The sequence below is a fragment of the Promicromonospora iranensis genome, from assembly GCF_028994775.1.
GTDB lineage: Bacteria > Actinomycetota > Actinomycetes > Actinomycetales > Cellulomonadaceae > Promicromonospora > Promicromonospora iranensis_A.
Map to the genome: position 1 here is coordinate 50,520 of NZ_JAJQMN010000011.1, position 13,350 is coordinate 63,869.

Below are 13,350 nucleotides of genomic sequence, written 5' to 3' on the forward strand. Positions count from 1 at the left end.
GCCGGGACGGTTACCGTGGTCCGGTGACCCAGGCCTCCACCGCCCCGCAGGTCGTCGACTGGTCGGCGGCAGCACAGATCGCCGGGCGCCTCGCGGCGCCCGGGCCGCAGGCACCACGGGACGAGCTCGACTCCCTGGTGAGCGGCCTGCGCAGCGCGGCAGGAGACGCCGTCGGACACGTGCTCGAGACGACGCGCATGCTGCCGGCCGACGGCGGCCTGGGGCTGAGCCCGGTCGTCGTCGTGGACCGGGCGTCCTGGGCGCGCGCGAACACGCAGTCCATGGCGGCGATGACCGACGGCATCGGGGCGGTCGTCGCCGAGATCTCCAAGGGGGCCACCTCGCCCGGCGCCCAGATGGCGGGCGCCGCCGAGATCGGGGCGGTCCTCGCCCTCCTCAGCGGCCGGGTGCTGGGCCAGTTCGACCCGTACTCGGGCCCGGGCCGGCTCCTCCTCGTGGCGCCCAACGTGCTGCAGGCCGAGGCGGCGCTGCGTGTCCCGGCGCGCGACTTCCGGTTGTGGGTCTGCCTGCACGAGCAGACGCACGCTCTACAGTTCGCCGCGGCGCCATGGCTCGCGGGGCACCTCAGCGGCCGCACGCAGGGCCTGGTCACCGGGATGGCCCGCACGTCGGCGGAGCTCGCCAAGGCCCGGTTCGACAAGAAGATCATCACCATCGGCCGGAACGTTCTCGCCACGCTGCGCGGCGAGAACGGCACCATCATCGACGGCATGCTCACGCACGAGCAGAAGGACGAGCTGGCCGACATCACCGCGGTCATGGCGCTCCTGGAGGGGCACGCGGACGTGATGATGGACGCCGTCGGGCCGCGGGTGGTCCCGTCGGTGCGGCGCATCCGCGCGCGGTTCGAGCGCCGTCGTGACGGCGAGGGGCGCACCACCTTCGACGTCGTGGTGCAGAAGCTGCTGGGCATGGACGCGAAGCTCGCCCAATACCGCGACGGTGCCGTGTTCGTGCGTGCGGTGGAGCGGGCGGTAGGACGCGACGGGCTCAACGCCGTGTGGGCCGCCCCCGAGAACCTGCCGACCGCTCGGGAGATCGCCGACCCGCGCGCCTGGGTGCGCCGGGTGCACGGATGAGGTCCGGCGCCGTACGGCTCCCGCCGTCGGGCACCGGGAGCGCCTGACCGTGGCCCGTGTCGATCCCGCCGTCGCGGCGGCACGGAACGCGGTGCGGCCGGTGCTCGCCCCGCTGGCACCGGATGATCTCGTGCTGGTCGCCTGCTCCGGTGGCGCCGACAGCCTCGCGCTCGCCGCCGCCGTCGCGTTCGAGGCCCGGCGGGTCGGGCGCTCGGTACGGTCTCGCGGGTACACCGTGCGGGCGGGGGCGGTCGTGGTGGACCACGGCCTCCAGGACGGGTCCGCCGACGTCGCCGCGCAGGCCGCGGCGCAGTGCCGTGCTCTGGGCCTCGCCCCGGTAGTGGTCCGGCGCGCGGAGTGGCTGACGCCCGCGGCCGACGTAGATGGTGCCGCCGAACGTAGGCCTGATCGCGCTATGGGCGCTCATGAAGCGACTCGGCCTACGTTCGGCGGAGGCGGACCTGAGGCGGCCGCCCGGGATGCCCGCTACGCCCAGCTGGTGGCCGTGGCGGAGGAGACCGGGGCCGCGCTCGTGCTGCTGGGGCACACCCTCGACGATCAGGCGGAACAGGTGCTGCTCGGGCTGGCTCGCGGCGCCGGTGCCCGGTCGCTCGCCGGGATGCCTCGCGCGCGGGGGATCTTCCACCGGCCGTTCCTCGGGCTGCGGCGGGCGCAGACGGAGGCGGTGTGTGCGGCGTCGGGCCTGGAGTTCTGGACGGACCCGACGAACCTGCTGCCCGACGGCGACGTGCCGCCCCGGTCCGGTCAGGGTGCGGCGACGCAGCGACCCGGGGAGCCGTTCACGCCGCTGCGCTCCCAGGTACGGGGGCGGGTGCTGCCCGTGCTGGAGGAGACGCTGGGCCCGGGCGTCGTCGAGGCCCTCGGACGCAGCGCCGACCAGCTCCGGGACGACGCCGACCTGCTCGACGCACTCGCCCGTGAGCTCCTGGAGCGCGCCCGGGTGCCCGCCGACGCCGAGCACGCCCTCGACGTCGGCGTGCTGGACGTCGGCGTGCTGGAGCAGGCCCACCCCGCGCTCCGGCGTCGGGCACTCCGGCTCGCCGCCCTCGCCGTGGGCTGCAGGCCCACGGACACCACCACGCGGCACGTCGACGCGCTGGACGCTCTCGTCGTGTCATGGAGCGGTCAGGGCCCCGTCCACCTCCCGGGCGGCGCACGGGCCCGTCGCGCGTGTGGCAGTCTTTTCCTGCGCGCCGCGCCGACCGGTATCTCGGACGGTGGGACCGGCGTCCAGCCCCCCAGCACAACTCAGGAGTAACTCGTGGACCAGTCCGACGTCGGACCCGACCTCGCAGAGATCCTGCTCTCCGAGGAGCAGCTCACCAAGAAGCTCGACGAGCTGGCAGCCCAGATCGACGCGGACTACGCGGGCAAGGACCTCCTCCTGGTCGGCGTGCTCAAGGGCGCGGTCATGGTCATGGCCGACCTGTCGCGCCGGCTCCACCACCAGGTCCAGATGGACTGGATGGCGGTGTCGTCATACGGCTCGGGGACCAAGTCCTCCGGCGTCGTGCGCATCCTCAAGGACCTCGACGCGGACCTGACGGGCCGCAACGTGATCATCGTCGAGGACATCATCGACTCGGGCCTGACCCTGTCCTGGCTGGTGTCGAACCTGCGCTCGCGTGGCCCCGAGTCCGTCGAGATCGCCGCGATGCTGCGCAAGCCGGACGCCGCGCAGGCCGACGTCGACGTGAAGTACCTGGGGTACGACATCCCCAACGAGTTCGTCGTGGGCTACGGCCTCGACTACGCCGAGAACTATCGGAACCTGCCGTTCGTTGCCACCCTGGCACCGCACGTCTACGGCGGCTGATCTCCTCAGCACCGCTCGACGCCGCGGCAAGCCCGTCCCGGGCGGTTCGTCACGTCTGGGCGAGGTGTGGCCCAGGCATCACATGCTCTGGGCGAACACTCGGGGCTCCTGTCAGGGAGACCATGTAGTTTCGACGGAAACATACTGCGCGAGCGGAGGGAAACGGGGCTCGGTCCCCGTCGCCGATGAAGAACATCAAAAAGCTTCTGAGTGGGCCATTCATCTGGATCCTGGTGGCCCTGATCGTGGTGACGCTGGCCATCTCGGCGCTGAACCAGCCCAATGTCTCGCGAATCGAGACGTCGCAGGGCATCGAGCTGCTCGAGGGCAGCACGGTCGAGCACGCCCTGATGGTCGACGGCGAGCAGCGGGTCGAGCTGGAGCTCTCCGAGGCGTACTCCGTGACCGAGGGCGAGGGTGCGGACGCCGAGGAGGTCGACAAGGGCACGACCGTCGAGTTCTTCTACACGCTGCCCCAGGGCGAGCGGGTCGAGGACGCCATCGTGAAGGCCGACCCGGCCGATGGCTTCAACTCGGAGGTCCCGCAGCCCAGCTTCTGGTCCTCCATGCTGTCCGTGCTGATCCCGTTCCTGCTGATCGGTGTCGTGTTCTGGTTCCTGCTCTCGCGGGCCCAGGGCGGCGGCAACCGGGTCATGGGCTTCGGCAAGTCCAAGGCCAAGCTGGCCAGCAAGGACACCCCGCAGGTGACCTTCGCCGACGTCGCGGGCGCGGACGAGGCGGTGGAGGAGCTCCAGGAGATCAAGGAGTTCCTCGCCGAGCCGGCCAAGTTCCAGGCCGTCGGCGCCAAGATCCCCAAGGGCGTGCTGCTGTACGGCCCTCCCGGCACGGGTAAGACGCTGATCGCGCGCGCCGTCGCGGGTGAGGCCGGCGTGCCGTTCTACTCCATCTCCGGCTCCGACTTCGTCGAGATGTTCGTCGGCGTGGGCGCCAGCCGGGTGCGCGACCTGTTCGAGCAGGCCAAGCAGAACTCGCCGGCGATCATCTTCGTGGACGAGATCGACGCCGTCGGCCGGCACCGCGGTGCGGGTATGGGTGGCGGGCACGACGAGCGCGAGCAGACGCTGAACCAGATGCTCGTCGAGATGGACGGCTTCGACGTCAAGACGAACGTCATCCTGATCGCCGCGACCAACCGTCCCGACATCCTCGACCCGGCGCTGCTGCGCCCGGGGCGCTTCGACCGCCAGGTCGCCGTGGAGGCCCCCGACCTCAAGGGCCGCGAGGCGATCCTCAACGTGCACGCGCAGGGCAAGCCGATGGTGCCGGAAGTCGACCTCGAGGCGGTCGCCCGCCGCACGCCCGGTTTCACCGGTGCGGACCTGGCGAACGTGCTCAACGAGGCCGCGCTGCTCACCGCGCGCAGCGGCGCACAACTCATCGACGACCGTGCCCTGGACGAGGCCATCGACCGTGTCGTGGCCGGCCCCCAGAAGCGCACGCGCGTCATGAACGTCAAGGAGCAGAAGATCACGGCGTACCACGAGGGCGGGCACGCCCTCGTCGCCGCGGCGATGCGCTACACGGACCCCGTGACCAAGGTGACGATCCTGCCGCGCGGTCGCGCGCTGGGCTACACCATGGTGATGCCGCTCGAGGACAAGTACTCGACCACGCGCAACGAGCTGCTGGACCAGCTCGCCTACGCGATGGGCGGCCGCGTGGCCGAGGAGATCGTGTTCCACGATCCGACGACCGGCGCCTCGAACGACATCGAGAAGGCTTCGGCCATCGCCCGCAAGATGGTCACCGAGTACGGCATGAGCGACGCCGTCGGTGCCATCAAGCTCGGTACGAGCGCCGGCGAGCCGTTCCTGGGCCGCGACTACGGGCACGAGCGGGACTACTCCGAGTCGGTCGCGAGCACCATCGACGCCGAGGTGCGCAAGCTCGTCGAGGCGGCGCACGACGAGGCGTGGGAGGTGCTGACCCAGCACCGCGACGTGCTCGACGAGCTGGTGCTGCGCCTGCTCGACAAGGAGACGCTCAACCAGCACGAGCTGGCCGAGGTCTTCGCACCGGTCGAGAAGCGCGCGGCGCGCGACGTCTGGCTCTCCAGCGAACAGCGCACCGTGCACACGCGGGGCCCTGTCCTCACCCCCAAGGAGCTGGCGGCCCAGAACGGGCACTCCACCGTGCCGCAGGACGAGGCGGTGCTGGACACGGCTCCGCCGTCGGTGACGCCCACGGATCCGCCGAACTAGCAATGACGAACGACCGGGCAGCGACGAAGACCGGAGCACCACGATGACCGACGGGTCACCCCATCCCCTGTCGGCGCCCGTGCGTCGTGCGGCGGACATCCCGCCGTACGACGCCGCACGGGCCGAGGCGGCAGTACGGGAACTCCTCCTCGCCGTCGGCGAGGACCCCGAGCGCGAGGGCCTGCGGGAGACGCCGGCCCGCGTCGCCCGGGCGTACCGGGAGATCTTCGCCGGCCTGCGGCAGGAGCCCGAGGACGTCCTGACCACTACCTTCGACCTCGGCCACGAGGAGATGGTGCTGGTCAAGGACATCGAGGTGTACTCGACCTGCGAGCACCACCTCGTGCCGTTCCACGGTGTGGCGCACGTGGGGTACATCCCCAACGTGGACGGCCGCATCACGGGGCTGAGCAAGCTGGCCCGCCTGGTCGAGGTCTTCGCGCGCCGACCGCAGGTGCAGGAGCGGATGACCACGCAGATCGCGGACTCCCTCGTGGAGATCCTCGAGCCCCGCGGCGTGCTCGTGGTGGTCCAGTGCGAGCACCTGTGCATGTCGATGCGTGGTGTGCGCAAGCCCGGCTCGCGGACCATCACCTCCGCGGTGCGCGGCGTCATGCGCGACGGCGCCACGCGAGCCGAGGCGATGAGCCTCATCCTCGGGAAGTGACGGTGCTCCCCACCGTGCGCCATCCCACCCGGGACGCCCGGGTGCTCGGCCTGCCGGAGCTCTCCGGCGTCGGCCGCACCCTGGTGATGGGTGTCGTCAACGTCACTCCCGACTCCTTCTCGGACGGCGGGGAGTGGTTCGAGCCGTCGGCCGCCGTCGCACACGGGCTGGAGCTGCTCGGGGAGGGCGCGGACATCCTGGACGTGGGCGGGGAGTCCACCCGGCCAGGATCGGTGCGGGTACCGCAGGAGCAGGAGCTGGCCCGGGTGCTCCCCGTGATCGAGCAGCTCGCCGCGCGCGGTGCGGTCGTGAGCGTGGACACCACCCGTGCGGCCGTCGCCGAGCGGGCGGTCGCCGCAGGGGCGCGCATGGTGAACGACGTCTCCGGCGGCCTGGCCGACCCGGAGATGGGCCGCGCCGTCGCCGAGTGCGGTGCCGCGTACGTGGCGATGCACTGGCGAGGCCACGCGGACGTCATGGACGACCGGCAGGAGTACGGCGACGTCGTCGCCGACGTTCGCGACGAGCTCGCCGCCCGCATGGCCGCCCTGCACGACGACGGCGTGCGGCCCGAACAGCTGATCCTCGACCCCGGTCTCGGGTTCGCCAAGGCCGGCGTGCTGAACTGGCCGCTCCTGGCCCACCTCGACGCCCTGCACCAGCTGGGCCGCCCGGTGCTCGTGGGCGCGTCGCGCAAGCGGTTCCTCGGCCACCTGCTCGCGGACTCGGCAGGGCATCCCGCGGTGCCGCGGGCCCGGGACGACGCGACCGCCGCGATCTCCGCCCTGTCGGCTGCCGCGGGCGCCTGGTGTGTCCGGGTGCACACCGTCCGGGCCAGCGCCGACGCCGTCAAGGTCGCGGCCGCGTGGGCAGCGGCGGGCGACGGGTCCCGGGTAGGGTCACCGGGTACCTCTCCCCATTCCGCACCGGAAGCATTGACTTCCACCGTGGCCTTGACCACAGAATCGTGGACGGCCGGGGAACAGGGCATGCCGACCTGGCAGGATTCCGGTGCACGCACAGACGACGGGGGGAGACCACGGTGACCACAGCGTTCGGAACGGGCGTTACAGGCCCGGACGGCCGGTCGCTGGACCAGGTCCAGCTGACAGGCGTGAGCGCGCGGGGGTACCACGGTGTGCTGCCGTCGGAACGACAGACCGGCCAGGAGTTCCGGGCCGACGTCGTGCTGTACCTCGACACACGCCCCGCGGCCGCCGGTGACGACCTGGCACAGACGGTGAGCTACGCGGACGTGGCGCAGGACGTCCACGACGTCCTCGCGGGAGAGCCCGTCGACCTCGTCGAGACCGTGGCCGAGCGCATCGCCGCAGTGGTGCTGGCCCGGCCGCAGGTCGAGGCGGTTCACGTTCGCGTGCACAAGCCGCAGGCTCCCATCCCGGTGCCCTTCGCCGACGTCGAGGTGGCGATCCGGCGGGACCGCAGCCGCATGCCCGTCGTGGCCGCGCCGGCGTCGTCCGCCGACTCCGCGGACGCGTCGCCCCTCGCCGGTCCGGCTTCGGCGACCGAGCCGGCCGATCCCCTGGGGTACGAGGCCGGGTCGAGGGACGCGTTCCCCGCGAGCCCGCCCACCGAATCGTGGAACGATGCGCCGGAGCACGCGCGCAGCGGGTCCGACGGCGCGTCGTACACCAGCGAGCCCGAGCCGCAGGACCTCGAACCGATCACCCGCCCGGCGCAGGACGGGCCGGCGCAGTTCGAGCCGGAGCCGTACCAGCCCTACCAGCCCGAGCCCGCCGAGACGGCCCAGCTCCGCGCCGAGGCGTTCGAGCCCGATCCGCTGGTGGAGCGGGTTCCCGGCGCCGCGGCGCCCGCCGCGCAGCCGGCCGTCGAGACGCCGGAGCCGCTCCCGGCGCCCGAGCTCATCGCGCCCGCGCCGCTCCAGGTGGTTCCCGCCGCCTGGGACCTGCAGCCCGACGCCCCGGCACAGACCGAGCAGCGGGACCAGCTCGGTCAGGAGCCGACGTTCCGGCCGGACGAGCAGTTCCTGTCCGAGCAGGCCTTCGAGCCGGTCCAGCAGTACGAGTCGGTGCAGGGCCTCGACCAGAGGCGCGACCAGCCGAACGCCTTCGAGCAGCAGTACGACCAGTTCGCGCAGCAGCCGGAACAGGCCGAGCAGCCGGGCCAGCGGTTCGAGCAGCCCCAGCAGTTCGAGCAGACCGGCTACGAGCAGCCCGGCTTCGAGCAGCAGCCGCAGCAGCTCGACCCCCAGCAGAACCAGTACGACCAGCTCTTCGAGCAGCAGTACGACCGGGGCGAGCCGGAGACCACCCGCGTGTCCGCGGCGGTTCCCGACTCCGCCGTCGACCAGCCGGAGCAGTATGCGGCCGGGTACCAGCCCGAGCAGCCCTCGGCGGAGCAGTACCAGGCCGAGCAGTATCAGGCTGAGCCGCGCGACCGGTTCGACGAGGTTCCCGCCGGGTACGTGGACGTGGTCATCGCGATCGGCGCCAACCTGGGTGACCCGCAGGCGACCATGCGGTCCGCGGTGGCCGAGCTGGACCGCATGCCGGGCCTGCAGATCACCGACGTGTCCCCGCTGGCCCGCACGGCCGCCGTCGGCGGTCCCGAGGAGCAGCCCGACTACCTCAACGCGGTGCTGCTGGCCCGCACCACGCTCTCGGCCCGCGGGCTGTTGCACCTCTGCCAGGAGGTCGAGAACCTGCACGGCCGCACCCGTGAGGAGCACTGGGGTCCGCGCACGCTGGACGTCGACGTGATCACCTACGGCAACCTGACCGACTCGGCCGAGGACCTCGAGGTGCCGCACCCCCGCGCGCACGAGCGGGCGTTCGTCCTCGAGCCGTGGTCCCAGATCGCACCGGACGCGGTGCTGCCCGGCCTGGGTGGCGGCCCCGTCGCCCAGCTCGCGGCCACGGCGCCCGACCGGGCCGGCATCCGCTGGCTCGCGCTCGACTGGCTGACCGACCCGGAGCCCGAGCCGAGCGGCGGCACCACCGGCTCGAACCATTCCGCGGTGCCCGACGACGGCGGCAGCGCCCATCAGGACGCGCACCCCGGCGAGATGCCGCCGGCACTGCCGCCCTCGCTCCCGCCGAGCGGCCGCCCGCCGGTCCTGCCCGCAGGACCCGTGGTCGAGGTTCCGGGCGGTGGGCACCCGCAGGGGCAGCACAGCGGCCCCGTCGAGCTCGATCGCCAGGCCCAGAACGGACTCCAGCAGGAGGCGTACCCGGGTGGGTCGCACCCGCAGGGGTACTCCAGCGGGCCGGTACCCGGCGCGGGCGGCTCGGTGCCGATCCCGCAGCAGGCCACGCAGGCGATGCCCACGGGTCCGCGCGGTGCGGTGCCGGTCGGCAACGGTTCGGCGGTCCCGCCCCCGGAGGAGGCGCTCGTCCCCGCGCCGCAGGCACCCATCGCGCCGCGGGCGGTACGCGACACCGCGCACGAGGATCCGGCGCACGAGCCGCTGTCGTCGGCGCCCTCCCAGGCGAAGCCGGTGTTCGCGCCGGTGAACCCGTCGCGTCAGCAGAGCGGGGTGTTCCCGCCCACGAACGGCGCCGCGCCACAGGAGCCGGCCACCCCGGTGTTCGCCCCGGTCACCTCTCCGCCGAACGGCGTGCCGGACCAGGTCCAGAACGGGCAGCCGAACGGGCACGTCAACGGGCAGCCGAACGGCCAGTCGAACGGCCAGCCGGATGCCTACGACAACGACCACACGGTGATCCGGGTGCCAGGCTTCGTCGCCGACCAGCGCGCCACCGCGCCGTCGGACGGCCCGATCGACTCGGTGCCCTCGTGGGTTCCGGTACGGGACGAGCGGGGGCGCGACACCTGACATGCGCAGAACGCCGATCGGGTCCCTGATCGCAGTTCTCGTGGCCGTCGCGGTCGTCGGCTGGTTCGTGCTGCGCGCCCTGGAGGCGCGCAGCGTGTACCTCCCGGTCGTGCCCTGGCTGGTAGACGTGGCGATCCTCGCGCTGGCCGGCGCGGTGTTCTGGTCGGGCTGGACCGTGCGGTCGTACCAGAAGGGCAAGCGGCCCTCGCTCGACGGGCTCCGGGCCGCGCGCACCCTGGTCCTGGCCAAGGCGGCGGCACTGACGGGCGCGCTGCTCGGTGGCTGGTACCTCGCACAGGTCCTGGTGGTGCTGGGTGACCTCGCCATCGAGTCCCGGCGCGACCGCGCGGTCGCCGCGGGGATAGCTGTGCTGTGCTCGGTGGTGCTCGCCGTGGTCGGCCTGGTCGTGGAGAAGTTCTGCGAGCTGCCGCCGTCCGACAAGGATCGTACGAGCTCCGACGAGGGCGAGTCTCCGGCCCCGGCCTGAGGCTTCGCTGTCCATGGCTTGCCCTCTGCGGAACAATGGCCATCATGACCAGCCCCTTCGAACCGCACGATGTGACCTGGAGCCGCGTGTCCCCGCGTCTCGTGACGGCCATGTTGGTGCCGGCCACCATCAGCCTCGGCATACCGATGGTCGCCGGCGTCGTGCTCGCCGTGACGATCAGCCCGTGGTTCTGGCTCCTCGCCGGTGTGCCCGCCGTCTTCCTGCTGTGGTCGATCCTGCTGATCCCGCGCCAGGTCAGGGCCATCGGCTACGCCGAGCGTGACGATGACCTCCTGATCCGCAAGGGAGTCATGTTCCGGTCGATGGTCGTGGTCCCGTACGGCCGGATGCAGTACGTGGACGTGGAGGCAGGGCCGCTGGACCGCAAGCTGGGCCTGGCGAAGGTCCAGCTCCACACGGCGTCGGTCGGCACCGACGCGCAGATCCCCGGTCTACCGCCGGACGAGGCGGCGCGCCTGCGCGACCGCCTGGCGTCCCGCGGTGAGGCACGTCTGGCGGGGCTGTGAGCACGCCGGAGCACGAGCTCGACACGAGCGGAGCCGGCTCCGCCGCCCAGCGGGCGCAGCCCCCGGCAGAGGACCTGGACTGGCGCCGCGTGCACCCGGTCACGCCGCTGGTCCGGGGCTGGGCGGTGGTGGGCGCCGCGGTCGTGATCCTCGGCCAGCAGAGCCTGGACGGGGGACCGCGGGGCGGCCTCATCGCCCTCGTCTCCAGCGAGTACTGGTGGACCCTGTTCGCGGCGCTGGCGGCGGTCGCCGCCGTGGGCTGGGGCTACTCGGTGCTGGCCTGGCGCATGACCACCTACGCCATCGGCGAGGAGACGGTGCACCTGCGGCGCGGCATCCTGTTCCGCCAGCAGCGCCACGCCCGCCTGGACCGGCTGCAGTCGGTGGACATCCGGCAGCCGCTCGTGGCCCGGTTCTTCGGCCTCTGCGAGCTCACCCTGGAGACCGCCGGTGGTACCGACTCGGGCGTCGCCATCGGGTTCCTGAAGGGGTCCGACGCCGACGAGCTGCGCGCCGAGCTCCTCGCCCGCGCGGCAGGCCTGAAGGTGGCGAGGACGGGTCCCGCGGGCAGTGGCCGCAGGCAGCCGCCGTCAGGCACGGTGGCCGCGCCGGCCGGCCCCGGCCACGCCGGCTCCGTGCCCGTCGGTCCTGTGCCCGTCGGTCCTGTGCCCGTCGGGACCGGGCCGGAGGGGCAGCCGCAGGACGCCGGGCCGCAGGCCGGGTTCCCGCACGCAGGCGGGCCGGACGGTCCGCTCGGCGGCCCCACGGGCCCGCCCACCCTCGAGGCGCCCCAGATACCCGTGCTCAGCGTCCCGCTGGGCCGGCTGATCGCGTCGGTCGTGCGTTCCGGGGCGATGATCACGCTGGTGGTGTGGGCCCTGGTCGTGGTGGTGGTCATGATCGTCACCGGCGAGTTCGCCGTCATATCTGCGTCGCTGCCCGCGGTGCTGGGCGCCGGCGGGTACCTGTTCGGCCGGCTCACCGGGGAGTTCGACTTCCGGGTGGCCATCTCGCCCGACGGCGTCCGGCTGCGCCACGGGATGCTGGAGACACGGTCCCAGACCATCCCGCCCGGCCGTGTGCAGGCGGTCCGCCTCGTGCAGAGCGTGCTGTGGCGCGGCCGCGACTGGTGGCGGGTCCAGGTGAACGTCGCCGGCTACGGCGGCGAGAGCGAGGAGAAGAACAGCGTGCTCCTGCCCGTCGGCACCCGCGACGAGGCACTGACGGTGCTGTCGCTCGTGCTGCCGGACCTCGGCGTCGACGAGCCGCGCCGCGTCCTCGACGCGGGGCTGGACGGCAACTCCCGGACCGAGAGCGTGTACGTCACGGCACCACGGCGGACGCGCATACTGGATCCGGTGGCATGGCGTCGCAACGGGTTCGCCGTGACCGGTCGCGCGCTGCTACTGCGTCGGGGCCGCATGGTGAAGATCCTGGACGTGGTGCCGCACGAGCGGACGCAGTCGCTGGGCCTGAGCCAGGGCCCGTGGCAGCGCCGGCTGGGTGTCGCGTCGTTCCAGGTGCACTCCACGGAGGGCCCGGTGCATCCGGAGGCGCCGCACCTCGACGCCGCCGACGCCGCGCGGCTCATGGCGGAGCAGGCCATGCGAGCCCGGAGCGCACGTGCCGCCGCCGGTCCCGAACGATGGATGGAAAGACAGGGTGAGTGACCGGTGATACCCGGTGAGTAGCTCCGAAGAGCCGGCCCGTCGGCCCGGCCGGCTGGGCGTCGGCGTGGTCGGCGCGGGACGGGTGGGCGCCGTGCTCGGCAACGCCCTGCGCGCCGCCGGTCATGCCGTCGTCGGCGCGAGCGGGATCTCGGAGGACTCCCGGGAGCGCATCGAGACGCTCCTGCCGGGCGTCCCCAACCTCCAGGTGCCCGACGTCGTCGAGCGGGCGGAGCTCGTGCTCCTCGCCGTGCCCGACGACGCCCTGGGTCCTCTGGTCGCCGGCCTCGCCGACACCGGAGCCTGGCAGCCGGGCCAGCTCGCGATCCACACGTCGGGTCGCTACGGCACCGCCGTCCTGGAGCCTGCCCGGCTGGGCGGTGCGATCCCGCTCGCGGTGCATCCCGCCATGACGTTCTCCGGCACGTCACTCGACCTGGCCCGGCTGGAGGGCTGCACGTTCGCCGTGACCGCCCCGGCGCCCGTGCAGCCGATCGGGCAGGCGCTGGTTGTCGAGATCGGCGGCGAGCCCGTGATCGTCGACGAGCAGCTCCGCGGCCTGTACCACGCTGCTCTCGCCCACGGGGCGAACCACCTGGTGGTGCTCGTCGCGCAGGCAGCGCAGGCCCTGGAGGCGGCGGGGATCGAGGCGCCCGGCCGGGTGCTCGCACCGCTGCTCTCGGCGGCGCTCGAGTCGGCCACGCGGTCGGCGGACGCGCGCGACGGCGTCGGGCCGGGGGCGATCTCCGCGCTCACCGGTCCTGTCTCGCGGGGCGACGTCGGCACCGTGCGCCATCACCTGACCGAACTCAGCGCCCTCGCCGCGGCCAGCGGCGCCACCGACGTGCCCGACAGCTACACCGAGCTCGCCCGCGGGGCCACCCGACGTGCGCTCGCGAGCCACCGTATCGACGACTCCGCCGCGCAGAAGCTGCTCGACGCGCTGGACGGCGCCACCGGGGAGTCGCACGCAGGAAGGAAGACACAGTGACCACCGAGGCCCAGACCGCACCCGAAGCGGGCTCC

At 73.0% G+C, this 13,350-nt stretch carries 11 protein-coding genes; all 11 read left to right on the forward strand.

Going from position 1 to position 13,350, the window contains the following annotated elements; translation table 11 throughout:
* The first annotated feature begins 23 nt into the window (after positions 1 to 23).
* Positions 24 to 1,100: a zinc-dependent metalloprotease gene (locus LUU90_RS20060; protein WP_275005637.1), complete on the forward strand. Its 1,077-nt coding sequence runs from the start codon at positions 24 to 26 to the stop codon at positions 1,098 to 1,100.
* Between the two features lie 49 nt (positions 1,101 to 1,149).
* A complete protein-coding gene (locus tag LUU90_RS20065; protein WP_275005638.1) occupies positions 1,150 to 2,379 on the forward strand; it encodes a tRNA lysidine(34) synthetase in 1,230 nt (409 codons plus the stop codon).
* Between the two features lie 3 nt (positions 2,380 to 2,382).
* Entirely contained in the window at positions 2,383 to 2,937 is a 555-nt protein-coding gene (hpt, locus tag LUU90_RS20070; RefSeq protein ID WP_274994952.1) for a hypoxanthine phosphoribosyltransferase, read from the forward strand.
* A 185-nt stretch (positions 2,938 to 3,122) separates the two neighbouring features.
* Positions 3,123 to 5,159: an ATP-dependent zinc metalloprotease FtsH gene (gene ftsH / locus LUU90_RS20075; protein ID WP_275005639.1), complete on the forward strand. Its 2,037-nt coding sequence runs from the start codon at positions 3,123 to 3,125 to the stop codon at positions 5,157 to 5,159.
* A gap of 43 nt (positions 5,160 to 5,202) precedes the next feature.
* Positions 5,203 to 5,826, forward strand: coding sequence for a GTP cyclohydrolase I FolE (gene folE, locus LUU90_RS20080; RefSeq protein ID WP_275005640.1), 624 nt, complete (start codon positions 5,203 to 5,205; stop codon positions 5,824 to 5,826).
* Between the two features lie 86 nt (positions 5,827 to 5,912).
* On the forward strand, positions 5,913 to 6,872 hold the full coding sequence (gene folP, locus LUU90_RS20085) for a dihydropteroate synthase (protein WP_275005818.1): 960 nt from the start codon (positions 5,913 to 5,915) through the stop codon (positions 6,870 to 6,872).
* Positions 6,869 to 9,643, forward strand: coding sequence for a 2-amino-4-hydroxy-6-hydroxymethyldihydropteridine diphosphokinase (gene folK / locus LUU90_RS20090; protein WP_275005641.1), 2,775 nt, complete (start codon positions 6,869 to 6,871; stop codon positions 9,641 to 9,643). The genes folP and folK overlap by 4 nt, the downstream gene beginning before the upstream one ends.
* Before the next feature lies 1 nt (position 9,644).
* Complete coding sequence (locus LUU90_RS20095; protein ID WP_275005642.1) at positions 9,645 to 10,130, forward strand: DUF3180 domain-containing protein; 486 nt, start codon at positions 9,645 to 9,647, stop codon at positions 10,128 to 10,130.
* A gap of 35 nt (positions 10,131 to 10,165) precedes the next feature.
* The gene (locus tag LUU90_RS20100; RefSeq protein WP_275005643.1) at positions 10,166 to 10,657 is read left to right on the forward strand and encodes a PH domain-containing protein; all 492 of its coding nucleotides are present in this window, start codon (positions 10,166 to 10,168) and stop codon (positions 10,655 to 10,657) included.
* Positions 10,654 to 12,327, forward strand: coding sequence for a PH domain-containing protein (locus tag LUU90_RS20105; RefSeq protein ID WP_275005644.1), 1,674 nt, complete (start codon positions 10,654 to 10,656; stop codon positions 12,325 to 12,327). Before LUU90_RS20100 ends, LUU90_RS20105 begins: the two co-directional genes overlap by 4 nt.
* Before the next feature lie 13 nt (positions 12,328 to 12,340).
* Positions 12,341 to 13,315, forward strand: a complete 975-nt coding sequence (locus tag LUU90_RS20110; RefSeq protein WP_275005645.1) for a Rossmann-like and DUF2520 domain-containing protein — start codon at positions 12,341 to 12,343, stop codon at positions 13,313 to 13,315.
* The last annotated feature ends 35 nt before the right edge of the window (positions 13,316 to 13,350 follow it).

Coding starts and splice junctions, on each gene's coding strand:
- ftsH (WP_275005639.1), top strand. CDS start 3,123: ATGAAGAACATCAAAAAGCTTCTGAGTGGGCCATTCATCTGGATCCTG.
- folE (WP_275005640.1), top strand. CDS start 5,203: ATGACCGACGGGTCACCCCATCCCCTGTCGGCGCCCGTGCGTCGTGCG.
- folP (WP_275005818.1), top strand. CDS start 5,913: ATGGGTGTCGTCAACGTCACTCCCGACTCCTTCTCGGACGGCGGGGAG.
- LUU90_RS20095 (WP_275005642.1), top strand. CDS start 9,645: ATGCGCAGAACGCCGATCGGGTCCCTGATCGCAGTTCTCGTGGCCGTC.
- LUU90_RS20100 (WP_275005643.1), top strand. CDS start 10,166: ATGGCCATCATGACCAGCCCCTTCGAACCGCACGATGTGACCTGGAGC.